Below are 23,826 nucleotides of genomic sequence, written 5' to 3'. Positions count from 1 at the left end.
GGCTTCTCGAAGATCGGCGACGTGATGGCCGGGCTGAAGGGCCTGGGCAAGGTCGAGGTCCCGAACATCAACGTGGACGGCGCGATCGCCCTGCCGGACGGCGCGAAGATGCTGCCCGACGGAACGATCAACCTCCCCTCCGGCACAGCCATCCCCGAGGGCGCGGTCAAGCTCCCCGACAACACCATCAAACTCCCCGAGGGCACGACGACCTTCCCGCCGGGCACGGTCAAGCTGCCCGAGGCCGGCCCGTCGCGGTTCATGGACCTCGAGGGCAACATCTACAAGGCCGACGGCTCACTCGACCAGAGCGGCAAGGCCGCCAAGCAGGAACCCTCGCCGGACACCGGCGCGGACACCCCCCGCGCCGACGCCCCGAAGCCGGATACCCCAGTCACCGCGAAGGTCCCGGAGAAGGAACTGGCCGGCGTCGGCGGCCGCGGCGGCGACGACTTCACCCGCGTCGGCAGCAACATCTCCGACCCCCTCCGCACGGCGGACAACACCACCCCCGGCCCCCGCCCCGACACCACCCCGGGCGGCCACGCCCCCGACAACATGCCGCGCAACGACCTGAACAACCCCGGCGGCATCCCCCGCCCGGACACCCCGACCACGGCCGGCACGCATGCGGCCGACCAGGGCACGAGCGGCACCCACTCGACCGACCACGGCACAGGCAGCCACGGCGACACCCCGACCACGGGCGGCACTCACCCGGGCGCCCCCGGCACCAGCAGCCTCCCGGACAGCCTCGGCAACGGCGCGGACGACGCGGCCACGGGCGGCGCGGACGACGCGACCCGCGCCGGCGACGGCTCCCCGAACACCGGCCCCTACCGGCCCGAGGACCTCCGCTACGGAGAGGGCAGCACCGAGTGGGTCCAGCGGACGCCCGAGCAGGCGAAGTACTGGCATGACGAGCACGTGCGGCTGGCCAACGAGGACGAGGCGTGGCGGCTGCAGCACTACGAAGCCACGCGAGGCCATCGACTCGACGCTGACGCGATCGTCGACGGGCAGCGTCTGCCGAAGCTGAAGGAGGGAACCGGCCCGAAGTGGCTGGCGACCGACGACCTCCCCTCGGCGGACCGCGAGTACTACCGCCTCCCCTCGAAGCCCGTCGATGTGGGTTCCGTGCAGGCTCACGTCACTCCCAAACTCGACGAGCTGGCCGGCACCCATCAGAAGTACCTGGACCTCGGTGACGCGCAGCGGGCGTACGACAAGTCCAATACCCCTGAGAACCTCGCGCGGCTCGATGCCGCCAAGGAGGCCATGGGCGACGTCCCCAACAACACCAAGGTCGGCGAGAAACTGGGTGAGGGCGCGGCCAAGTTGCACGTCGTTCCGGCCGAGTTCCCCAATCCGCAATGGATCGACCTCATGGACACCGGCCACGGTGCACGCAGGTTTGACCAGCTGTACCGCCTCGACAACGGCAAGGGTGACTTCCTCATCGTCGAGGCCAAGGCGCCCGGTGGCGACCTCGGCTGGCGTCAGGGCGCCGGCCCACACGCCAACGTGAAGGTCAAGCAGGGGACGATCGAGTATGTCCGCACGATCCTCGAGGAAATGAAGGCCCGAGGCGGTGAGGACAAGAAGATCGCGGACCAGATGCTCCCGGCCCTCCGTAGGGGAAAGGTCCAGTACGTGATGGTTCAGGCCAACAAACACACCGGGACTTATGCTGGGGCCGAACTGAGTTACTTCGATCTCTACCGAGGAGGACGCTGATGGCGCTCTCTGTTCCGCGTCATGAGTTCCTCCGTGATGACCTCCCGGGGCGTGACCCCGTCCTCAGCGAGGGTGTCGTGTGGGCGCTCGAAGACCTGCAGGAGGCACCCGAAGCGATCGCCGACGCCATGTCCGATGCTCTGCTCCTGGCCCAGGAGCGGAGCGTTCCGGACCCTGCGGCGGCGTGGTTGGAGACGTGGGAGGCATGGGTGGTCGCCATGCAGTGCGGTTCCGCGATGTTCGCGGCGGCGGCCACGACCGACGAAAGCGTCGAATGCCTCATCCACCACGAGATGCGGTCCCTCCCCGCTTCCGGGCCGCGGTCCTGGGCGCACGCCGGGACCTGGATCAACGTGTTCTTCCTGTCGGTGATCTGTGGCGACAAGGCACGGCTGGACGCGCTCTGCGAGATCCCGCCGTCCCTGCTGCAGGCATCCGGAGCCGAGTTCGACCCGTACGTCCGCCCGTGGATGGAGACGCTCCGGTCGTATTGGCTGACCCGTCCGGACCTCGGCGACCAGCTCCTCCAAGCCGCAGAGGGACTGGCACCGGGGGCCGCTCCGATCGCCGGACCCGAAATGACCACGAAGATCCTGTGGCCGGTGGTGGACCTCTTCCACCGCTTCGCCACCGCCGACCACGACCAGTTCAACCGTTCGCTCGCCAACGCCCTCACACTGCACAAGCAGTACTGGACCGCTGACGAAGACCGCACGCGCGACGCCCGCGGGCTCGTCGCGATCGGCCCGCTCGCGATGGCCTGCCTCGCCCATGACGCGGGCTTCCCCGTCGATGTCGAGTCCGAGTACCTGCCGAAGCACCTGCTCAAGCGCACGTGGGTCGGCGAGTTCACCACCTGACGAGCCAGGGCGTCCGGTACCTGAACCGAGAACGGTTCGCGGCAGCGTCGTCGCCGGGATACGCCCGTTCCCCTTCGCTTGTCCCGTACTGGAGCGAGGAGAGCGGCGCCTTGGTCCCCGCCGCCCTCCGGCATCGCAACCGGCGCGGCGAATTTTCCACGTCAGGTAGAGGTGAGCGCCGTTGCTTCGGGTGAGGATCTGGTGATCATGGACATATCCCGCCAGGATTATGCGTCGGCGGGGATGGCGGCGGTGGTTCCCGTCATGGAGGGGTCGCTGTCGTATTCGCTGGAGGAGATCGAGACCTCACACAACTCCAGGTCGGGCGCAGTCATGAGGTCGCTGAACGTCGCCCTCGTCCGCTGTGTCGGGGACCCCGGTGCCGTCATGCTGGAGACCTGGGAGTCCTGGCTGCTGGCCATGCAGGTGCACTCGGCCGTCTTCGCCGCCACCGCTGCGAACCGGGAAACGGTCACCTGCAAGATCCGCGAGGAGGAGCGGCAGCTGGCCACCACCGGGCCGCAGACCTACCTCAACGCGGACACCTGGCTCGACGCCTTCTACCTCGCGATCATCTGCCGTGAAGCAGCCCGCCTCGACATGCTGGCCCGGATCCCGGTCTCCCTGCTGCGCGACTTCGGCGGCGCCCTGGACGAGTACACCTACGCCTGGGTGGAGACCCTCCAGAGCTTCTGGCTCCACCGTGACGACCTGCGCACGCACCTGGTGAAGGCCGTGGACCTGAGCGCTCCCGAGCAGGCCCGCGTCATCGACGCGGAGGAAATGGCCAACCTCCGCTACCCACCAATCATGATGCTCTACCGCTACCTGCGGGGCGACGTCGCCGGCTTCAACGAAGCCCTGGCCGACGCCGTCCGCTGGCACAAGGAATACTGGACCGCCGACGAGGACCGTGCCTCGAACATCCAGGGAGTCGTAGCCCTCGCCCCACTGGCGATCGCCTGCCTGGCAAAGGCCAACGGCCTCCCGGTCGAGCTCCAGACCGACTACCTCCCCGAGGCCCTCCTCGACTTCGCCTGGCGCGGCGAGTTCGACGCGCAGCGCCGCACGCCACGCAAGGAACACACATGACCATCACCATCCCACGCCACGCGTTCCGCACGGACAACGCGGCCGAGGCCATGGCGCCGGTCACCGAGAGCGCCGAGGAAGCACTGGCAGGGCTCGAGACGTCGGAGGACGACCGCTACGACGCCCTCATGATGACGCTGACCACGGCGAAGTGGTACTGCCTGGCGGACCCGGCGGCGGAGGAGTTCCGGACGTGGGAGGCGTGGGTCACGGCGATGCAGACTGGCTCGGCGCTGTTCGCCGCCGGTACTGCTGCTGAGGGGCCTGTGCCCTGCCGTATCGGGAGCCTGGGTGAGGTGAAGAACCTGCCCGCGACTGGGCCTCAGGAGTACCTGCATGCCGGTAACTGGCTCACCTCCTTCTACCTGGCGGTGATCTGTCGGGAGAACGACCGCGTGAATCAGCTGGCGCAGGTACCGGTCGAGTTCCTGCGCGCCTCCGGGGCGGAGTTCGACGAGTACATCTACGCGTGGGTGGAAACCCTCCAGAACCATTGGTTCGGCCGGCAGGAGACCTGGACCACGCTGGTTACGGCGGTCAACGGCACGGCCCCTGAGGCCGCCCGGATCGCCAGTACGGAACTGATGCTGAAGATCCTGTACCCGCCGCTGGAGCTCTTCCAGCTCTACCTGCGCCGCGAGGACCAAGCCTTCAACGACTCCCTGCTGAACGCCCTGACCTGGCACAAGGAGTACTGGACCACCAACGAGGCCCGCTCCCTCAGCGGCGACGGCCTCGTCGCCCTGGCCCCCCTCGCCATCGCGTGCATGGCGTACGACGCCGACATGCCGATCGTGGTCGAATCGGAGTACCTCCCCACCCACCTGCTCAAGCGCAGCTGGGTGGGGGAATTCGCGACGTGAGCCGTGCGATGCGGAGTTCGGTACGGTCGGCAAGATCGAGATCAGCATCGGCCTGCGCAGCCGAGCCGGTGGTGTCCTCTCTTCGAGCCCGCTGACAGGAGTGATCCCGGGATGACGACGACAGTGAAGCGGCACGCCATACCTCCGGTTGACGAGCAGGCCACCGAGCGCCTGGCCGAGGAGTTCGAGGCGAGCATCCAGAACCTGGACGCCTCGCCCACGGTCGTCGGCATGGCACTGAACGAGGCACTCCTCCAGGTTCAGCTGAACCAGGCCCTCAATCCGCGCGGGAACCGTTTCGCCACGTGGGATGCCACCGTCTGCGCCATGCAGGTGGGTACGGCGGCCTTTGCCGCCGCCTCCGTCACCGAAGGCTCGATCGATACGCGCATCGCACACGAGCTGCGCACCATCAACGCCACGGGCCCCCAGTTCTACGCGAACGCCGGCAACTGGCTCACCGCACTCTGGTTCGTCATCATCTGCCGGGACCAGCCCCGCATGGACCAGATGTGCCGGGTCCCTCTCGATGTCCTGCGGGCGTCCGGCGCCGAGGGCGACGCGTACGTCTACCACTGGGTGGACGCCCTCCAGACGTACTGGCACGAGCAGCCAGGGCTGTTGGAGAAGCTGACAGCCGCCATCGAGCAGTCCCACCCGGACGTCGCCACGATGGCACCGCGCGACCTGCTCCAGTGCGTGCTGTACCCGCCGATCAATCTCTTCCACCAGTTCCTGCGCAAGGACCACGACGGGTTCAACGCGGCGCTCGCGGAGGCCCTGGAGCTCCACAAGGCGTACTGGAGCACGCCGGAACGAGCGAGCGACATCGCGGGATTCCTGGCCCTCGGTCCGCTGGCCATCACATGCCTCGCGTACGACGCGGGCTTCCCGATCGAGGTCGAGTCCGAGTACCTGCCCGTCCGCCTCCTGGACCGCTCCTGGGTGGGCGAGTTCGACACGTGACGGCGGGCCCGCCGTCCGCTCACGCATGAGATCAGCATCCGAGCGACGGTGGTTACGGGCTTTCACAGCCCGCTTCATCACGGCTCTCGCCACGACGGCCACGCTGGCCGTGTTACCTCCCGCACAGGCACAGGCACACGCCAGCGCCATCGGCTCAACGCCCGTCGCCGGCTTCGACTACCAAGTCGGCGGTGTCACCATGACTGTTCCGACAGGCTGCATGTTCACCCACATCATCCGCGGCGGGGGCAAAAAGATCACCTACCAGAACGCCGGCGTCGACTGCGGATTCGTCGGCGCGCTCAACGCCGGCTTCTGCAACTGGCGTATCGACTTCACCTACGCGGACACCGACAACAAGACCTACCGTACCTCCCGCGGCAAGACGCACGCCGAATGCGAGATCCACCCGATGCGTGACAACGCGCCCCAGACACTGCCCCGCTTCGGCAAGGCATGCGCGCACCTCCACATCAACGGCAGCCGCCGGGTCAGCCAGTGCCACCACATCACGAAGTGAGCCGCACATGACCACCCGGCCCACTCCCGAAGAGCCCGCCTGGGAAGCCAAACGCCGCCGCGCCGGCATCGCCGCCTTCCTCACGGGCACCGCCGCAGCACTCGCCGTCTTCGCCTTCTTCCCGGGCCTCCCCCACGTCATCGACTGGGGCGCGATCATCACCTCCCTCGCCACCGGCGGGCTCGCCCGCTGGGCATGGCAGTCCCACATGACGAGGAAGCACACCGCTCTCAAGTAAGGCCCCACTGATCGTCCGGGAATCGCGATCGCACCGCCGCGATACTGTTGCGGTTATTGCTCCGCCGGCGTTGGAGGGGCTCAGCCGGCGGCGGGAGCGGTGCGGCCGATGCCGACGACCGCGCGGCGCGGAATGGTAATGCGCCAGGTGCGGGTGGCCTCCTCGTGGACCAGCTCGCTCTCGACGGGCTTCCCGTCGGGACCCGCCGGGTAGCGGAAGATCGCCTTCGCGGTCTCGGCCACCCACCGGTAGGCCTCTTCCTCGGTGCGGCCCTCGAAGACCTTGACCAGGCCGTACATGTTGAGCAGGTAGCGGCCGATCTCGATCTCGGCACCTTCCGGAGTGTCACTGACCGCGGTGTACGGGTCGTCGATCTCCACCACCTCGTACGTGTCGAACTCCGCCTTCTCCAGGTATCCCTCGATCTCGTCGCGGGTGAAGTGCGGGAACTTGTGACCGGTCGCCGAGTAGGGGTCGGTGACCTGCTCGAACCAGACGTCGACGGGCGAGCCGACGAGGAAGTCGTGCAGGATGAACGTCCCGCCGGGGCGGAGCATGCGGAAGGCCTCGCCGGCCACCTCCTGGCGGGCCGAGGGGTCCACGTGGTGCGAGCCGTACGCCAGCAGGACCGCGTCGACCGATCCGTCCCGGAGCAGCGGCTGCTCCGCACGCTGGAGCAGCGCCGGCATCCCGGCCGCCCAGGCCGATGCCACCATGTGCTCGGACGCGTCGCAGGTCAGGATGTTGAAGTCGCCGATGCCCAGGTCCTCGCACACCTTGCGGACGAGGCCGTCGCCGCCGAGGAGGTCGACGAGGACCGGCCGGTCCTCACCGGGCGCGGGGCGCGGGGTGCGGGCGAAGCCCAGCAGGTTCGTGATGCCGGTGGCGCGGGCCTGCGGGTTGAGCGTCTGGGCCTGTACGTACTCGATGCCGCGGCTTCCCTCCGCGTCCGCCCCGAAGTCGTCGTGCTGCTTCGGGACCGTGTACAGCTCGGCCTGCCAGGCGGCGAGCCGCTGGGGGTCGGTGAGGGCGTACAACTCCGGGTGGAGCCTGCCGAGTTCCTCCAACTGGGCCTGCACGTCGTCCCCTCGCACGATGTACCCGCTCGTCTGTGCTCGCATGGGTGAGGTTCTCCTCTGAGTGGGGGGAAGCCTGGATTTCCGGGGAACTTGCGCTCACGACGCTAGAAGCGGGGTTTTTCCCTTCGCTATCCATCCGTTTTCCACCTGCCCCGGGGCCGCGCAGGACCGCTCCGGCCGGGCTCCGGTCCGGCTCCGGCCGGACTCCGGCGGCGCGCAGGCCGGGCAGCCCCACAATCGGACCCTGCCGGTGTCCTGCTCCAGCGGAGTCAGGCGGTCGCGGACCCTGGCGGACATCGCTGCGCAGGCCGCCTCCGACCCTGTCGAAAGTCAATCCGAAGGACGTCCTTCGTGCCTGGTGGAAGCCGGGAGCGGACTCCTACGGTCGGGGTGCACGGCGTACAGCGCCGGAGAGTGACGAGCACGGAGGGCACCGAAGGATGAAGAAACGGTTGGAAGGGCCCGAAGGGGCCACCGCCGGTGGTGCTGGTGCCGCCGCTCCCGCGCTGACGGCGGTGCGGGCGGAGGAGATCATCGGACTCACGACGGCCGAAGTGGCCGAGCGGGTCGCCACCGGCCGGGTCAACGACGTACCCGCCCAGTCGAGCCGCAGCATCGGCGAGATCGTGCGGGCCAATCTGTTCACGCGCATCAACGCGATCATCGGGGTGCTGTTCGGCATCATCATGGTCGTCGGCCCGGTCCAGGACGGTCTGTTCGGCGGGGTCATCCTCGCCAACACGATGATCGGCATCATCCAGGAGGTGCGCGCCAAGCGCACCCTGGACCAGCTCGCCATCGTCGGCGAGAGCCGGCCACGCGTCTGGCGTGACGGAGCACGCGTCACGATCGGCTCCTCGGAGGTCGTCATCGACGACACGATCGAGCTGGGGCCGGGCGACAAGGTCGTGGTGGACGGCGCGGTCATCGCTGCCGACGGCCTGGAGGTCGACGAGTCGCTGCTGACGGGTGAGGCCGACCCGGTCCTCAAGCAGCCCGGCGACACGGTGATGTCCGGCAGCTTCGTGGTCGCGGGCACCGGCGCGTTCACCGCCACCCGGGTGGGGCGCGAGGCGTACGCCTCTCAGCTCGCCGACGAGGCGCGCCGCTTCACCCTGGTCAACTCCGAGCTGCGCAACGGCATCGACCGGATCCTGAAGTTCGTCACCTTCGCCATCATCCCGGCGGGCATCGCGCTGATCGTCACCCAGCTCATGGTGAACGACGACGACCTGCCCGAGGCGATCCGCCGCATGGTGGGCGGTCTGGTGCCCATGGTCCCGGAGGGCCTGGTCCTGCTGACCTCACTGGCCTTCGCGGTAGGCGTGGTGCGGCTGGGCAAGAAGCAGGCCCTGGTCCAGGAACTCCCCGCCATCGAGGGTCTGGCCCGGGTGGACGTCGTCTGCCTGGACAAGACGGGGACGCTCACCGAGACGGCCATGGACGTGGACCAGGTGATCCGGCTGGAGCCGGACCTGCCCGTCGAGGAGGTACTGGGTGCGCTCGGCGCGGCCGACGAGCGTCCCAACGCCAGCATGCAGGCGATCATCGACTCCTATCCGGCTCCCGAGGGGTGGCAGCGCCGCGCGAACGCCCCGTTCTCCTCAGCCCGCCGCTGGAGCGGCGCGACCTTCGCCCAGCCCTCGGGCCGGGAGGCGTCCTGGCTGCTCGGGGCCCCCGACACCATGCTTCCGGCCGGGCACCCGGTGCTCGCCACGGCCGACTCCCACGGCTCGCTGGGCCTGCGGGTGCTGCTCCTGGCCCAGTCCTCGCGGCCGCTCGGCGAACTGCAGGAGGATCCGTCGGCGGTCCCGCGGGCCGTGGTCCCCTGCGCACTCATCGTGATCAGGCAGCGCGTCCGGGAGGAGGCGCCCGCCACCCTGCGGTACTTCGCCGAACAGGGCGTCGCGGTCAAGGTGATCTCGGGTGACAACGCGCTGTCCGTCGGGGCCGTCGCCCGGAGCCTGAACCTGCCGGGCGCCGACAACCCGGTGGATGCCCGCCACCTCCCCGAGGACCCGCAGGAGCTGGCCGACGCCGTCGAGAAGCACTCCGTCTTCGGGCGGGTCGGTCCGCAGCAGAAGCGGGACATGGTGCTCGCCCTGCAGTCGCGCGGCCACACCGTGGCGATGACGGGCGACGGGGTCAACGACGTGCTCGCGCTCAAGGACGCCGACATCGGCGTGGCCATGGGCTCCGGCAGTCCCGCGACCCGGGCCGTGGCCCAGATCGTGCTGCTGAACAACAGTTTCGCGTCGCTGCCCTCGGTCGTCGCGGAGGGCCGCCGGGTCATCGGCAACATCGAGCGCGTCACCAATCTGTTCCTCACCAAGACCATGTACTCGGTCCTGATGGCCCTGGTCGTCGTCATCGCCCAGGTGCCGTACCCATTCCTGCCGCGGCACATCACCCTCATCGGGTCCCTGACGATCGGCATTCCGGCGTTCTTCCTGGCCCTGGCGCCCAATTCCGAGCGTGCGCGGCCGCATTTCGTGGGCCGGGTGCTGAGGTTCGCGGTGCCGGCGGGGGCGCTGGCGGCCGTCGCCACGTCCGTCTCCTACCTGTTCGCCCGGTCGGTGTACGACGACAACCTGGACGCGGAGACCTCGGCGGCGACGCTGACGCTCTTCCTGACGGCGCTGTGGGCGCTGGCCATCATCGCCCGTCCGTACACCTGGTGGCGCATCCTGCTGGTGCTGACGATGGCGACGTCGTTCGCCGTCGTGCTGGTGGTGCCGTACCTCCAGGACTTCTTCCAGCTGAAGCTGGTCGGTACCCCGGCGCCGGCGGCGGCGGTCGCCGCCGCCGCGGTCGCGGGCCTGGTACTCGAAATCGTGTGGGCTCGCAGCCGTCGCCGTCTTTCCGACGGCTGAGCCCACAGGGCGGCAATCCCCCGTGCCGCCTACTGCGGGAGGGACGTCCGGCACCCGCCGGACGTCCCTTTCGCCTTTTTGTCTTGGCAACCGGGAATAAATCGACTGCCCCTATCGAAATACAGCTCGCCCCCTATCGAAAGTCTAGTGATGAGGGCATGACAGCTCCGTATCATCTTACCGACGGTAGGGGGCACCCCAGGGCCTCCCCGCCGGCCGAAGCGGGGGAACGGAGGGCTGGAAAGCATTCGCCTCGGCAATTTCCGATGAATGAGATTTACGCGTGATTGTCAGAGCATCAATGACGGGGGTCACGACTCACCATGACATCAGAGCCGGAAAGAACAGCGTCCCAGCAATGTGGCCAGGCGGACCGGGACGGATCCGCGGCGATACCCGAGGCCGGACTGGAGTTCCGGACCCTCGGCCCCCTTGAGGTGCGGATGAACGGCCTGAGCCTCCCGCTCGGCGGGCCGCGGCAACGGGCCGTGCTCTCGTTGCTCCTACTCTCGCCCAACCGGGTCGTGTCCTTCGACGCGCTGATCGAGAAGGTCTGGGACGGCCGTCCGCCCAGCACCGCCCGCACGCAGGTGGCCATCTGCGTCGCCGCTCTGCGCAAGGCCTTCCGCGCCGTGGGCCGCGAGCGGGAGACCATCGTCACCTCGACACCCGGCTACATGCTGAGCCTGGGCGGGCACTCGCTGGACTCGCTGCGTTTCGAGCAACTGGTGACCCGGGCCACGCAATTGGCCGCCGAATCACGTACCCCCGAAGCGGAGGGCGCACTGCGGGAGGCCCTGTCCCTCTGGCGCGGGCCGGCCCTCGGCGGCGTGTACGCGCAATTCGCCGAGAGCGAGGCGGCGAGGCTGGACGAGCAGCGGCTGCTGGCCGTGGAGCAGCACATGGCGCTGCGCCTCCACCTGGGCGAGCACCAGGCCTTACTGGGAGAACTGCGCGTACTGGTGAGTACCAATCCCCTGCGGGACCGTCTGCGTTTCTATCTGATGCTCGCCCAATACCGTTCGGGCCGCCGGGCCGATGCCCTCAACACCTTCCGCGAGGGGACCCGCCACTCCATCGAGGAGATCGGCCTGGAGCTGAGCGTGGAACTGCAGTCGCTCCACGACTCCATCCTGCGCGACGAGCTGCCCCAGCCCGCCGTCCCCGGCTTCGCCGCCGCGCCCGCGCAGAAGCAGCTGCCGCCCTCCCGGCTGCCCGAAGACGATCCCCGCTTCGTCGGCCACGGCCACGAGCAGGCCGTCATGGACGCCGTCCTGCCGGCCGCCTCCGCCCGCGGCGGCGCGCCCATCGCCTACATCACCGGCAGCCCGGGCATCGGGAAGTCCAGCCTGGCCGTCCACTGGGCCCACCGGTCCGCCGCGCAGTTCCCGGACGGGCGGCTGTTCGCGGACCTGCGGCACGGGACCTTGGAGGTGCTCCACGGCTTCCTGCGCCGGCTGGGCGCGACGGGCCCGCTGCCCGCGGAGGTCGAGGAGGCGGCCCGCCTGTACCGCACCCGGCTGGAGGGCAAGCGGGTGCTCGTGCTCCTCGACCACGCCGCCTCCTACGCCCAGGTGCGTCCCCTGCTGCCGGGGAACGGCGAGAGCTGTGTGCTGATCACGGGGCGCGCGAGCCTGGACGAACTCCTGCAGAAGCACAGCGCCCTGCGGCTGCGGATCGGACCGCTGTCCGCCGAGGAGTCGCAGCACCTGCTGTCGGGTGTGCTGCGGGACCGCCGAGTCGAGAAGTCTCCCGAGGCCACGCGGCGGCTGGGTGAGCTCTGCGGCCACATGCCGCTGGCGCTGCGGGCCGCGGCGGCCAAGCTGCTGACCAAGCAGCACTGGCGCGTCAGCGACCTCGTGCGCCGCCTGGAGAAGTCCGCCGACTGCCTGGAGGAGCTGAGCATCGGGGAGGACTCGCTGCGCGCCCGGCTCGACCGCAGCGTGGCGGAACTGGAGCCCGAGGCGGCCTTCGCCTACCACCGGCTGAGCGGGCTGGACGGCGGCGAGTTCACCGTGCCGCAGGCCGCGTCGGTGCTGTCCACGGGTCTGACGGACGCCGAGGACCTCATCGAGATCCTGGTGGACGCACAGCTCCTGGACCCGGTGGGACGCAGCCCCTGGGGCGAGATGTCGTATCGCTGGCAGGAGCTGATCCGGCTGCACGCCATCCACTCCCGGGCCGCCGCCCCGTCTGCGGCGGACCTCGTCTTCTGACCCCTCGCCCGGCGGACGGGCCGCGGCGCCCCGGCGCCGTGCGGGTGCGGCCACTCCCTGCCGGAGGGGCCGCACCCGTGTGTCACCGGCCGGAAGGGCCGCCCGGTCAGCCCTCGGCGCTCATCGCGTCGACCAGGCTCTTGGGGCGCATGTCGGTCCAGTTCTTCTCCACGTAGTCCAGGCAGGACTGCCGGTCGGACTCGCCGAAGGCGGCCGTCCATCCGGCCGGCACGTCGACGAACGACGGCCACAGAGAGTGCTGCCCCTCGTCGTTGACCAGCACCAGATAGCGACCGTCGGCGTCTTCGAACGGATTGGTCACGTCGCAATTCCTTCCGGGAACGTCGGATGGCGGTTCTGCCGGCACCACCCGGCCAGGTAGCCAGGTGGCCAGCGTGACGACCCTAGGCAATCAGCGTTTCCGTCGGTTATCCGTCTGCTTTCGCGCTCACCGCCCGTGCCTGCGGAGCTGCGGATGGCGTACGTCCAGAGCCTCGAGCGGGGCGTCGGAGCGGTGGCGCAGGTGGCCGTCGAGGAAGGCCGCGACCAGCTCCCTGGTGAGGTAGGTGGCCTGCGCGGCGGACAGCGCGGGAGCGGCGGGGGGCGACTGGCCGGCGGAGGCGGCGGGGCCCGTCGCCTCGGTCAGCGCGGCGTAGTCGGTGAAGGACGTGTGCACCGCCCCGGCCACCGAGAACCAGGCGCGCGGCCCCGTGAGCCGCTGCCAGGCCGAGTCCCAGCTGGGGTCCGTGCCCGGCGGGCCGTGCCGGTCCGCGCCCAGCAGCAGGAAGGGGCGCTCCAGCGAGGCGGTCCCCGACGGGTGGAAGGTGCCGTCCATGTTCACGCCGGCCGTGAAGGCGGGGTCGGCGAGCATCGCCTCGAAGGCGGCGGCGCCCCCGATGGAGTGGCCCACGACCGCGACCCGTGCCGGATCCAGCCGCGGCAGGTCCGCGGCTTCCGCGGGTGCGGAGCCCGCCGCCGTGAGCCGCCCGCGGACGAACGAGAGGTCGGCCGCACGGGTCGCGGCGACCTCGGCCCCCTTCACGGCGGGCCGGCACGCCGCGCAGCCCGTCACCCGCCCGTCCGGATAGGTGATGGCCGCGGATTCGTAGGCGTGGTCCACCGCGGCCGCCGCGTAGCCCCGGCTCGCCAGGTCCTCGGCGAGCGCCGTCAGAGACGAACGCGGCAGCGAGAAGCCGGGGGACAGCAGGACGAGGGGCAGCCCGCCGCCGGAGCTGGGCAGCGGCGGCGCGCCGGTCCGGGCGTGCACCCGGGTCCGGCTCAGCAGGTCGTCGGGTACGCCCTCGACCCGGTGCTGCCGCAGGATCATCTCGGACTCCCGCGCCGTGACGTAGGCGGCGCGGGGCGCCCGGGAGGGCAGCGCCGGGTACCACACCGAGACCATCAGCTCCCGGACCCGGCCCGGCTCCCAGGGGTCGCTGCGGGAAGCGTCGCGCAGCGCCAGGGTCCGCAGCCCCACGGGAAGGCCGCCGGTCGGGGCCGGCAGCCTCGGTTCGGCGGTGACGGCAGGGCCGGCCTGTCCGGGCGGGTCGGCCGGCCCGGCGGCCGCGTGGCGTGCGTCCGCGGCGGGCGCGAGGGCCAGCACGGCCGCGACCGTCACGGCGGCGGCGTACAAGCGCGGTGAATGTCCTGCCCAGGTCGGCATCGGCGTTCATCTCCTTGAGATATCCGAACACCGGTCAGACTATGAGGCAGAAAGGGAAACAGAAGCTCCCCTCCGCTATTTCATCATTCTGAGCGAGGGGAAATCAGCCAGCCCCGGTTCCTGCCCTCCGCCGCACCTTCCGGCACTGTTTCCCGAGGGTTCCACCCGTACTTTCGACAAGGTGTCCCGGATATTCCCCTGACGCCTTTCGGCCGGGAATCACATCCAGACCGTGCCGAGCCGGACGCTCTTCACTCCCGTGACGACCTTCGGCACGTATTCCGAGGCCGTGGGATCGTAGTCGAAAGCGATGTCGGCGTCCCACCACTGGCCGCAGGCGAGCGGCGTCTCGTCGAGCTCCTCCCCGGCCGGCGTTCCCGGTGACGCAGACGGGGGTCGTGGTGCGGGCTGGGGCCGCGTGGGCGGTCCCCGCAACACCGGCGGTGACGGCTCCCACCGCTCCCACCGCTCCCAGGAGTGCTGCCGTACGCAGGAAACGACGCATACTCATATTCCCTTCGCTGTCCGCATGAGGGGCCGGGTGCCGGAATTCCCCTCTTCGCGGACGCCGAGGTCCTCGGGTATGCGGGCGCGGCCGGCCGCGCCGAAGCGGAGGAGCTCGGGAATCCGGACCGGTCGAAAGCCGTCCCGGCAGCGGTCTACCGCCCGCAACTCCTGTGCCAGCGCCTGGACTTCCAAGGCCCAGACGTCCAATTGGTCGGCCACGGGGCCCGCGTTGGCCGTGAGGATGTCCGTCCAGGTCTCCGGGTTCCCGCCCGTGCTCCGAGTGATGTCCCGCAGGTCCTGGCCGGCCAGCCGGATGGCCGCCTCGTCCACGTCGAGCAGCCGGGCGGCGGCCAGGCTGGCGATGAGGTGCGGGGCGTGGGAGACGAGCGCGAGGGCCCGGTCGTGGGTCTCCGGGTCGAGCAGGACCGAGACCGCCCCGCACAGCGCCACCAGTTCCAGGGCGTGGTTGAGCGCGAGGTTCCCGGTGAGCTCGTTCGGGGTGAGCACCCAGCGGCGCCCCTCGAAGAGGTCGGCGCGGGCCTCCCGCGGTCCCGACCAGGCACCGCCGACCATGGGGTGGCCGCTGACGACCGCCGGGAGGTCGCAGCCGAGGGCCTCGATCTCCCGGTGCAGCCGGACCTTGACGCCTGAGACGTCCGTGTAGAAACGGGCCGTGCCCAGCCGCTGGTGTTCCGCCAGGACGGCTGCGACCCGGGTGGGCGGGACCGCGATGACCGCGATGTCGGCGGGCTCCGGGACCGGCTGCGCCAGCCCCGCACCGAGTGCCTCCGCGGCGCGCACCGCCGCCGGGTCCTCGTCGGTCAGGTACGTGGTCACGCCCTGCCGGCGCAGGGCGAGTCCGACCGAGGTCCCGATCAGGCCGGTACCCACGATGGCAACGGTGCGCATGCGGGCGTCCTCTCAGCCGTCAGGTCTGACCAGCGACCACTGTCGTGGAGCCGGATATGGGGCGCCTATCTCACCGCTATCGGCTCCCCCCGCATCCGGTGGTCATCCGCTCGGGCCGGACACGAGGACCGGGCACGAGAAAGGGGCCGCATGCCCTTGGGCATGCGGCCCCCGGAGGGCCGTGGTCCGTCTGCGGACGGATCAGGCGTCGCGCCTGCGCAGCACCGCGTGGCCGCCCACGGCCGCGGCGAGCGCCCACAGGAGGAGGACCAGCACCGCCGTCCCGCCGCCGTACGGCTCGGTGTCCTGCGTCATCAGGACGGTGCCGGCGACGCTCGGCATGTACTCGCTGGCGGTCGCCAGCCACTTGGCGCCGACGAGGGTCATCAGCTGGGGCAGTGCCATCAGCACCATGATGAGCGTGGTGATCGTGCCCGCCGCACTGCGCAGGACGGTGCCGATGCCGATGGACATCACCGCGAGCGCACCGAGGTAGACGGCCGCGCCGAGCGCCGTGGCGAACAGGTCGCCGCCGGTGTACGCGCCGTGCTCGCCCATGAAGGCGGCGGTGGTCAGCGAGGCCAGCACACTGAAGACGAATCCCGCGGCCGCCACGACCGCTACGACGACGCCCGCCTTGGAGAGCAGCATCCGGCCGCGGGCCGGCACGCTCTGGAGCGTGGCGCGGATGGAGCCGCTGGCGTACTCGCTGGTGAGCGCGAGGGTCGCCAGCACCACCACGGTGAGCTGGGAGATCAGGAACGCCTGGGCGGCCGCGTGGGGGGCGGGCGAGGCGACGTCGACCCCTTTCTGCGCGCTGGCGTCGGCCGACATCCCGACGATCGCGGCGAAGCCCACGGTGAGGACGAGGCCGACGACGAGGTTCCACCACGTCGCCCGGACGCTCCAGAGCTTGGTCCATTCGAAGGCGACGGCCCCACGGAGTCCCCCGCCCTTGACGGGTCCGACCAGCCGGGGTGCGGTTGCTGTTGTCATGTCAATCACACCTTCTGGGGGTCGGCGGCCGCGGTGACGGAGGGGGTGGTGTACTCGACGCTGGAAGCGGTGAGTTCCATGTAGGCCTGCTCAAGGCTTGCCTTGCGCAGGCTGAGTTCGTGCACGGGGACCTGGTTGCTGAAGGCCACGTCACCGATCTGCTCCAGGCTGCCGCCGACGACGATCAGCTCGCCGGGCGCCGTGCCGCCTCCCTGCTCCACGCTCATACCGGAGCGCACCAGCTCCCGCCGCAGGACGTCGGGCTGCGTGGTGCGGACCTTGACGGCGTTCAGGGAACTGCCCGCGATGACCTCTTCGATGGGGGCGTCGACGATGACCTTGCCCCGGCCGATGACCACCAGGTGGTCGGCGGTCTCCTGCATCTCGCTCATCAGGTGGCTCGAGACGAAGACGGTACGGCCCTCCGCGGCCAGGGAGCGCATGAGCTCCCTGACCCAGCGCACCCCGTCGGGGTCCAGGCCGTTGACCGGCTCGTCGAACAGCAGCACCTTGGGGTCGCCCAGGAGTGCGGCCGCGATGCCGAGCCGCTGGCCCATGCCGAGCGAGAAGGAGCCGATCCGCTTCTTGGCCACCTCGGTGAGCCCGACGGTCTCCAGGACCTGCGCGACCCGCGAGGCGGGGATGCCGTTGCTCCGCGCCATGCCGAGCAGGTGGTGGTGGGCGGAACGTCCCGGGTGCCCGGCGCGGGCGTCGAGCAGGGCCCCGACCTCGCGCAGAGGGTGGCGCAGCGATCCGTACGGCTTCCCGCCGATGAGCGCGCGTCCCGTCGTCGGCGCGTCCAGACCGACGATCATCCGCATGGTGGTCGACTTGCCCGCGCCGTTGGGGCCGAGGAAGCCGGTCACCTTGCCCGGGTTGATCTCGAAAGAGAGATCGGACACGGCTGTCTTGTCGCCGTACCGCTTGGTGAGTCGGTCCAGAGTGATCATCGCCTGGTGGCTCCTTCCGAGGTCGTACCCAGACACTAGGAATTCCGCGGGCCCCCGACATCTGGCGATCGGCAAGGAACGCACTCGACTTTCGACAGGTCTTGGGGCGGCGGCCCCTCTTGTAGCCTGCCGGGATGCAGCGATGGCAGGCGGTGCGGCGGCGTACGGAGCACTTACTGGGGAGCCCGGGCTCCCGCCCCTTCGGCGAGCGCGGCGACCTGGTGCTGCTCGCCGTCCTCCTGGTGCCTTCGGCGCTGGAGGCCGGCCGGCTCGCGTCCGCGCCGGGCCTCTGGCTGGCGGCCCTGGTGGTGATCAGCGCCGCGGTCGTGGTGGAGCGTACGGCCCCGCTGCTGTCCCTGCTGCTCGCCGCCTCGCTGTGCGTCTTCTACCCCTGGCTGGGCACCAGCGTGTGGACCGCGCTGGCCGCCGTCGTCCTGAGCTTCCTCGCCGGCAGCCGGGTGACCCGGCCCGCGCGGGCGCACGCCGTGTTCGCCCTCGCGGCGGTGGGCGGGCTGGTGGTGGCCGCCGGCTTCGCGGAGGTCAAGGACTGGCTCAGCCTGCTGCTGGTGGAGTTCGCCACCTCGGTCCTGCCGTGGTGGGTGGGCTACTGGTGGCGTCAGCGCGCCGCGCTGATGCACGCCGGCTGGGAGCGCGCCGAGCGGCTGGAGTGGAAGCAGCGCTACATCGCCGAGCAGGCCCGGCTCAAGGAGCGCTCGCGGATCGCCGAAGACATCCATGATTCTCTCGGCCACGAGCTCAGCGTGATGGCCCTGCTGTCCGGCGCCCTCGAACTGGCCCGGGGGGTCCCCGAGGAGCACCGGGCCTCGATCACGCAGCTGCGCGAGCGGTGCACGCGGGCCTCCGAGCAGCTGCACGAGGTCATAGGACTGCTCCGGGAGGAGGGCAGCGCGTCTTCCCTCAGCCCCTCCGACGAGTCGGTCGCCGAGCTGGTGCGCCGCTTCGAGCGGTCCGCCATGCCGGTGCGGTTCGTGGAGGAGGGCGAGGACTTCCCGCCGCACACGCTGCTCGCCGACCGCGCGGCCTACCGGGTGGTGCAGGAGTCGCTGACCAACGCGACGAAGCACGCGCCGGGCGCTGCCGTCACCGTACGGGTCACCCACCGGGCCGAGGAGACCGTCGTGTCGGTCTTCAACGAGCTGCCGCACCAGCGCGCCCCCGCCACGGGCAGCGGTTCCGGGCTGATCGGACTGGACGAGCGGGTCCGGCTGGCCGGCGGCTCGCTGCGGACCGGCCCCAGGTCGGGCGGGTTCGAGGTGCTCGCGCGGCTGCCCCGGCATCCGTCGGGGCAGCCGCCGGCGGACCAGGGTCCGCAACCGCCCGCGGCGGGGGCGGGCGGGACGGACGGGGGCGTCGGCGGCATCGGCAGCGGCTTCGGCGGCTTCGAGGAGGCCGGCCCGCCGCCCGGCGAGGACCCGCACCCCGAGGCGGCGCCGCCCGGCCGCAGCCACTCCGGGGCGGCACTGAGCCGGGCGCGGACCCGGCTGCGGCGCGACGTGCGGCGGGCCGCGCGGGTCCCCGTGCTGATCGGCGCCGGCATCGTCGCCCTGCTGGTGGGCCTGTACGTCTTCACGTCCGCGCTCACCTCGCTCGACCCCGGGAACTACGCGCGGATCCGGTTGGGCCAGCCCCGCGTGGAACTGGTGTCGGTGCTGCCCGAGCGGCGGATCAGCAAGCCTCCGCCGGTCGTCTTCGAACCCCCGGCCCCACAGGGGGCCGTGTGCGAGTACTACCGAACGGGTGGGAGCGTCTTCCAGCTCACCGACCGCATGTACCGGTTGTGTTTCAGGGATGATCTGCTGGTGGCCAAGGACAGTCTGTGACAACGAAGTCTGAGGAGCGGACGATGCGCATACTTCTCGCCGACGACGAGACGATTATCCGGGCGGGGGTCCGCTCCATCCTGACCACCGAGCCGGACATCGAGGTGGTCGCCGAGGCGTCCAACGGACGCGAGGCGGTGGAACTGGCCCGGATGCACCGCCCCGACGTGGCCCTGCTCGACATCCGGATGCCCGAGATGGACGGCCTGACGGCCGCGGGCGAGCTCCGGAACACCAACCCGGACACCGGGGTGATCATGCTGACCACCTTCGGGGAGGACAAGTACATCGAACGGGCGCTCGACCACGGCGTGGCCGGGTTCCTGCTGAAGGCCTCGGATCCGCGGGACCTGATTGCCGGAGTGCGGGCGGTGGCGGCCGGCGGCTCCTGCCTGTCCCCGCTCGTGGCCCGCAGGCTGATGACGGACCTGCGCCGGGCGCCCGCGCAGCGCGGCGAGGAGTCGGGGGACCGTACCGGCCTGCTGACCCAGCGCGAGCGGGAGGTCCTCGGGATGCTGGGCTCCGGTCTGTCGAACGCGCAGATCGCCGAGCGCCTCCATCTGGTCGAGGGCACCATCAAGACCTACGTCAGCGCGATCCTGAGCCAGTTGGGCGTACGCAACCGGGTGCAGGCGGCAATCATCGCCTACAAGGCGGGCCTGGTGGAGGACGGCCGCCCCAAGTAGGCCGCCACACAGGGGGCGCCGAGGCGGCCGGTCACCCGGCCGGCGCCCGGGTGTCCAGGATGAAGCGGGCCAGGCGGCGGGCTCCCTCGACCGCCTGGTCGGTGGTGAGGTAGCTGCACGAGAGCCTGATCTGGCGGTCGCCCGCGTCGTCGAGGTGGAAGTGGCGCATCGGGGTCCAGATGACGCCGTACTTCTGCGCCGACAGGCGCAGCGCGGCCGCGTCCGCCGGGAACGGCACATCGAGGGTCAGGAAGAACCCGCCACGGGGATCGTTCCACCGCACGCCGGCCGACTCCGGCCGCCCTGTGGGCAGTTCCTCGGCCAGGGTGTCCCGCAGCAGGCCCATGGTCCGCTGGTAGTGGCGTGCCGACGCCTCGTTGGCCTGCCGCAGCCCCCCGCCGTGCTGAAGCAGCAGGCCGGCGACGGCGGCCTGGCTCAGGCTGGAGGTGTTCACGGTGACCATGCTCTTGACCTTGGCCAGTTCGGCGGCCAGCAGTGTCGGCGCCCCGCCGTCGGCGCTCTCGACCGGCTGGTCGGCGACCACGAACCCGACGCGGGCTCCGGGGAAGGCGGTCTTGGCGAAGGAGCCCAGGTAGAGGACCCGCCGGTCGGTGTCGAGGGACTTCAGGGTGGGGTGGCGGACCGAGCTGAACACCCCGTAGGGGTTGTCCTCCAGGATGAGCAGGTCCCGCTCCGCCGCCGCGTGGAGCAGCGCCGTGCGCTTCGTGCGGCTCATGCTGGCGCCCGTGGGATTGGAGCAGTCGGGCACCACGTACAGGGCCCTGACACGCCGTCCGCCGGCTTCGATCTCCCGTACGGCTCGGTCCAGTCCCTCCAGGCTCACGCCGTCCTCGGTGCCCGGCACGGCGACGACCGGTATCCCCAGCAGGCTGGCCGCGCCGGTAATGCCGACGTAGCAGGGGCTGTCGACGAGGAGCACGTCCCGGGGATCCCTGAACAGTGTGCGCAGCGCCAGCAGGATGGCCTCCTGGCAGCCGACCGTCACGACCACGGCGGCGGGGTCCACGGTCATCCCCTCGTCCACCTCCAGCATGCGGGCGACGATGTCGCGTATCTGCCCCGCCGTCTCCCCGTACTGGTAGAGGGCGGTGCGGATGCGGTCCTCGGAGTGGCCGCGCGCCCGCAGGTGGTCGAGGTAGGTCTCGATGAGGCCGGGGATCCGGGCGACGTCGAAGTCGCCTTCGTACGGGCGCCCCGGCGCGAAGGAGATCGCGTCCGGGTACCGGGAGGTGACCTCGTTGAGGAAGTTCATCGTGTCGAGCGTCGGGTCGGACAGGCTGACGTGCAGTCCGGTCCGGGGAAGGACCCGCTCGGGGTCCGCGGTCGCCGCCGTGGTCGTCATCCGGGACTCCTGTCTGAGGACGGCCGGCCGTGCCCAGGCAGGACGACGGTGGCCGCGTTGATCGTGGCGGTCGAGGCGTGGCCGGTGAGCACCATCGTGTCGGCGAACTCCTCGGCCAGCAGGGTGAGCATCCGGTGGACACCGTCGGTTCCGCCGACGGCCAGCGCGTACAGCGCGGGGCGGCCGACGAACACGGCGCGGGCGCCGATTGCCAGGGCGACCAGCACGTCGGCCCCGCTCCGGACGCCGCCGTCCAGCAGTACGGGGCAGCGGCCCCGCACCGCGGCCACCACCTCGGGCAGCGCGTCGAGGGTGGCGGGTGCGCCGTCGAGCTGGCGGCCGCCGTGGTTGGAGACGATGATCCCGGCGACCCCCGCGGCCACGGCCGCCTCGGCGTCGGACGCGGTGAGCACGCCCTTCGCGAGGACCGGCAGGCCGCTCTCGTCCCGCAGCCGGGCCACCGCGCTCCAGTCCAGCGAGCGGTCGAAGGCCAGCCGGCTGTGCGCTCCCGGAGTGGCGGTGCCCGCGGCGACGGAACCGGCCAGGTTCACGGGGCTGATGTGGGCGGGTACTTCGAAGCCGTTGCGCAGGTCGCGCAGCCGGCGGCCGGTGAAGGGGGTGTCGACGGTCAGCACGAGCGCCTGGTAGCCGCAGGAGCGGGCGCGGCGGGCGAGCGCGAGCGTGGTGCCGGGCTCACGGAACCAGTAGAGCTGGAGCCACAGCGGGGCGGTGGCGGCCTCGGCCACCCGTTCCAGCAGCTGGCCGGCGAACGTGCTGACGACGAGCGGCAGTCCGAGCCGACCGGCCGCCGCGGCCGTGCCGGACTCGCCGTCCGGGTGGGCGAGCCCGTGGTAGGCGACGGGGGCGATCCCGACGGGCGCCGCCCAGCGGGAGCCGAGAACCTCCACCGCGGTGTCCGGTTCCTCGATGCCGGGCAATGCCTTGGGGCGCAGCCGCACCGCGTCGAAGACGGCCTGGTTGGCGGCGAGGGTCCGCTCCCGGCCTGCGCCGCCCGCGATGAAGTCCCAAGTCGCGGGCGGCAGTTCGGCGCGGGCCAGCTCGGCGAAGTCCGCCAGGGTGAGCGGCTGGGGCGCTGCCCTCCCGGGCCGGCGCGGCCCGGGAGGGGTACGGGGGCGGGCCGCGGCCGTCATCGGCCGGCCACTTCCCGCTCCCTCTCCACTGCCTCGTACAGCGCCTTGATATTGGAACTTCCGAAGCCCCGGGCCCCGTTGCGCTGGATGTACTCGTAGAAGAGCGTGCCGCGCGGGTAGGGCGAGCGGGTGAAGATCTGGAGCAGGTAGCCCCATTCGTCGCGGTCCGCGAGGACGCTCGTCTCGCGCAGTTCGGCGATCCGGTCCGCCATGCCGCTGACCCGGCGGGCGAGAAGGTCGTAGTACGCGTCCGGGGTGTTCAGGAAGTTCACGCCGCGCTCGCCCAGCGAGCGGACCGAGTCCACGATGTCGTCCACGAGGAAGGCCAGGTGCTGGACGCCCGCACCGTTGTGGGCGCTGAGGAACCGGTCGATCTGGCCGGGCAGCCGGGAGTCGTCGGGCTCGATGAGGGTGAAGGTGACGCCGCCGTCGGCGCCCCGCACCACGATGGAGTCCATCGCCTGCTCACCGACCTGGATGTACTCGGACGAGTAGTACGGCATGCCGAAGGCGGCCTCGTAGAACGCGGCCGTCTTGCGCAGGGTGCCGGCCTCCAGGCACACGGCGACGTGGTCGAGGACGGGCCGGGCGACGGAGGCGGTGTCGGCGGCGGGCAGCAGGGCCCAGTCCCGGTCGGGCGGCAGTTGGCCGGCATGGCCCTCGGCGGCGGGGAGCAGGGTGTGCCGGATGTCCCCGAAACCGGAGACCACGGCGTACTCGCCGTCCTGGCCGCGCACCCGGGAGGGGGCGGGCCGGTGGAGGACAGCGGCGCCGGCGAGCACAGCGCGGTCGAAGGCCTCCGTCACGTCGGCGCAGGTGAAGGCGAGGTCCGCGATGGAGTCGCCGTGCAGCTCCACGTACGAGGCGACCGGGCAGTGCGGCTCCAGGGCCTGGGTGACGACGAGGGTGACCGCGCCGTCGCGCAGCACGGTGGACCTGCGGTCACGCGTGCCGGTGGCCGGACCGGCCACGGCCACCGGCACGAAGCCGAGGCTGCCGATGAGGAAGCCGGTGGCTTCCCGGTCGTCCGAAACGTACAGCTCGGCATAGGCGATGGCGCTTGGCGGCATGGCGTCTCCAAGAACGGGTGAATGCCCGGGAGAGCCCGCATGAAAAGGTCTCCAGCATTCTCTGCCAGGAAATGGGATGCAAATTTCCAGAGCAGTCTACAAATCGCTCATATACCCTCGCTATCGGCTCGATATCCAAGTCGGCAAGCCGCCCAAATAACCCCGAGCAACCGGTTGACCTGCACGTCAGAGGCTTGTTAGCGTCCCAGTTCGCCCTTAATCGAATGACACTCAAGCAACACCACG

The 23,826-nt window shown here is 70.8% G+C and carries 19 protein-coding genes and 1 pseudogene; 11 read left to right on the top strand and 9 right to left on the bottom strand.

Annotation, left to right across the window (positions count from 1 at the left end):
• From ACWDYJ_RS29470 to ACWDYJ_RS29440, 7 genes and pseudogenes are all read left to right on the top strand, one after another.
• A pseudogene (locus ACWDYJ_RS29470) lies at positions 1-1,737 on the top strand (hypothetical protein); the annotation flags it as partial.
• Positions 1,737-2,597, top strand: a complete 861-nt coding sequence (locus ACWDYJ_RS29465; RefSeq protein ID WP_451568626.1) for an immunity 49 family protein — start codon at positions 1,737-1,739, stop codon at positions 2,595-2,597. The pseudogene ACWDYJ_RS29470 and the gene ACWDYJ_RS29465, both read left to right, overlap by 1 nt.
• A gap of 207 nt (positions 2,598-2,804) precedes the next feature.
• On the top strand, positions 2,805-3,689 hold the full coding sequence (locus tag ACWDYJ_RS29460; protein ID WP_451568625.1) for an immunity 49 family protein: 885 nt from the start codon (positions 2,805-2,807) through the stop codon (positions 3,687-3,689).
• A complete protein-coding gene (locus tag ACWDYJ_RS29455) occupies positions 3,686-4,552 on the top strand; it encodes an immunity 49 family protein (protein WP_451568624.1) in 867 nt (288 codons plus the stop codon). The genes ACWDYJ_RS29460 and ACWDYJ_RS29455 overlap by 4 nt, the downstream gene beginning before the upstream one ends.
• Positions 4,553-4,663: 111 nt before the next feature.
• Positions 4,664-5,518 (top strand): immunity 49 family protein, encoded by an 855-nt coding sequence (locus ACWDYJ_RS29450; protein WP_451568623.1) that lies wholly within the window; start codon positions 4,664-4,666, stop codon positions 5,516-5,518.
• Positions 5,519-5,717: 199 nt separating this feature from the next.
• On the top strand, positions 5,718-6,038 hold the full coding sequence (locus ACWDYJ_RS29445; protein WP_451568622.1) for a hypothetical protein: 321 nt from the start codon (positions 5,718-5,720) through the stop codon (positions 6,036-6,038).
• A 7-nt stretch (positions 6,039-6,045) separates the two neighbouring features.
• On the top strand, positions 6,046-6,276 hold the full coding sequence (locus tag ACWDYJ_RS29440; protein ID WP_451568621.1) for a hypothetical protein: 231 nt from the start codon (positions 6,046-6,048) through the stop codon (positions 6,274-6,276).
• Between the two features lie 80 nt (positions 6,277-6,356).
• On the opposite strand, the gene ACWDYJ_RS29435 is transcribed toward ACWDYJ_RS29440, so the two are convergent.
• Positions 6,357-7,397, bottom strand: coding sequence for a class I SAM-dependent methyltransferase (locus tag ACWDYJ_RS29435; RefSeq protein WP_451568620.1), 1,041 nt, complete (start codon positions 7,395-7,397; stop codon positions 6,357-6,359).
• Between the two features lie 398 nt (positions 7,398-7,795).
• On the opposite strand from ACWDYJ_RS29435, the gene ACWDYJ_RS29430 reads away from it, so the two are divergent.
• Both ACWDYJ_RS29430 and ACWDYJ_RS29425 read left to right on the top strand, forming a co-directional pair.
• Entirely contained in the window at positions 7,796-10,228 is a 2,433-nt protein-coding gene (locus tag ACWDYJ_RS29430; protein WP_451568619.1) for an HAD-IC family P-type ATPase, read from the top strand.
• 323 nt (positions 10,229-10,551) lie between these two features.
• Positions 10,552-12,444: a BTAD domain-containing putative transcriptional regulator gene (locus ACWDYJ_RS29425; protein ID WP_451568618.1), complete on the top strand. Its 1,893-nt coding sequence runs from the start codon at positions 10,552-10,554 to the stop codon at positions 12,442-12,444.
• A gap of 106 nt (positions 12,445-12,550) precedes the next feature.
• Here ACWDYJ_RS29425 and ACWDYJ_RS29420 read toward each other — a convergent pair whose 3' ends face one another.
• From ACWDYJ_RS29420 to ACWDYJ_RS29400, 5 genes are all read right to left on the bottom strand, one after another.
• Positions 12,551-12,766, bottom strand: coding sequence for an MbtH family protein (locus ACWDYJ_RS29420; RefSeq protein ID WP_281208670.1), 216 nt, complete (start codon positions 12,764-12,766; stop codon positions 12,551-12,553).
• Positions 12,767-12,892: 126 nt separating this feature from the next.
• A complete protein-coding gene (locus ACWDYJ_RS29415; protein WP_451568617.1) occupies positions 12,893-14,107 on the bottom strand; it encodes an alpha/beta hydrolase family protein in 1,215 nt (404 codons plus the stop codon).
• A gap of 507 nt (positions 14,108-14,614) precedes the next feature.
• The gene (locus ACWDYJ_RS29410) at positions 14,615-15,523 is read right to left on the bottom strand and encodes a prephenate dehydrogenase (protein ID WP_451568616.1); all 909 of its coding nucleotides are present in this window, start codon (positions 15,521-15,523) and stop codon (positions 14,615-14,617) included.
• A 201-nt stretch (positions 15,524-15,724) separates the two neighbouring features.
• A complete protein-coding gene (locus ACWDYJ_RS29405; RefSeq protein WP_451568615.1) occupies positions 15,725-16,519 on the bottom strand; it encodes an ABC transporter in 795 nt (264 codons plus the stop codon).
• Positions 16,520-16,524: 5 nt separating this feature from the next.
• A complete protein-coding gene (locus tag ACWDYJ_RS29400) occupies positions 16,525-17,469 on the bottom strand; it encodes an ABC transporter ATP-binding protein (protein WP_451568614.1) in 945 nt (314 codons plus the stop codon).
• A gap of 134 nt (positions 17,470-17,603) precedes the next feature.
• Between ACWDYJ_RS29400 and ACWDYJ_RS29395 the strand changes: the two genes are divergently transcribed.
• Both ACWDYJ_RS29395 and ACWDYJ_RS29390 read left to right on the top strand, forming a co-directional pair.
• Positions 17,604-19,310 carry a sensor histidine kinase gene (locus tag ACWDYJ_RS29395; protein ID WP_451568613.1) on the top strand — a complete coding sequence of 569 codons (1,707 nt, stop codon included), beginning with the start codon at positions 17,604-17,606 and terminating at the stop codon, positions 19,308-19,310.
• A 23-nt stretch (positions 19,311-19,333) separates the two neighbouring features.
• Positions 19,334-19,996, top strand: a complete 663-nt coding sequence (locus ACWDYJ_RS29390) for a response regulator (RefSeq protein ID WP_451568612.1) — start codon at positions 19,334-19,336, stop codon at positions 19,994-19,996.
• 31 nt (positions 19,997-20,027) lie between these two features.
• Here the strand turns inward: ACWDYJ_RS29390 and ACWDYJ_RS29385 are convergent, their stop codons facing one another.
• The 3 genes from ACWDYJ_RS29385 to hppD are packed head-to-tail and all read right to left on the bottom strand — an operon-like array spanning position 20,028 to position 23,580.
• Positions 20,028-21,359, bottom strand: coding sequence for an aminotransferase-like domain-containing protein (locus ACWDYJ_RS29385; RefSeq protein WP_451568611.1), 1,332 nt, complete (start codon positions 21,357-21,359; stop codon positions 20,028-20,030).
• On the bottom strand, positions 21,356-22,510 hold the full coding sequence (locus tag ACWDYJ_RS29380; RefSeq protein ID WP_451568610.1) for an alpha-hydroxy acid oxidase: 1,155 nt from the start codon (positions 22,508-22,510) through the stop codon (positions 21,356-21,358). Before ACWDYJ_RS29380 ends, ACWDYJ_RS29385 begins: the two co-directional genes overlap by 4 nt.
• Positions 22,507-23,580, bottom strand: coding sequence for a 4-hydroxyphenylpyruvate dioxygenase (gene hppD, locus ACWDYJ_RS29375; protein ID WP_451568609.1), 1,074 nt, complete (start codon positions 23,578-23,580; stop codon positions 22,507-22,509). The genes ACWDYJ_RS29380 and hppD overlap by 4 nt, the downstream gene beginning before the upstream one ends.
• Positions 23,581-23,826 lie beyond the last annotated feature (246 nt).

The organism is Streptomyces sp. NPDC003042 (assembly GCF_053591315.1).
The sequence above is the reverse complement of the archived record's forward strand: the minus strand, read 5'-3'. Positions and strand labels throughout refer to the sequence as shown.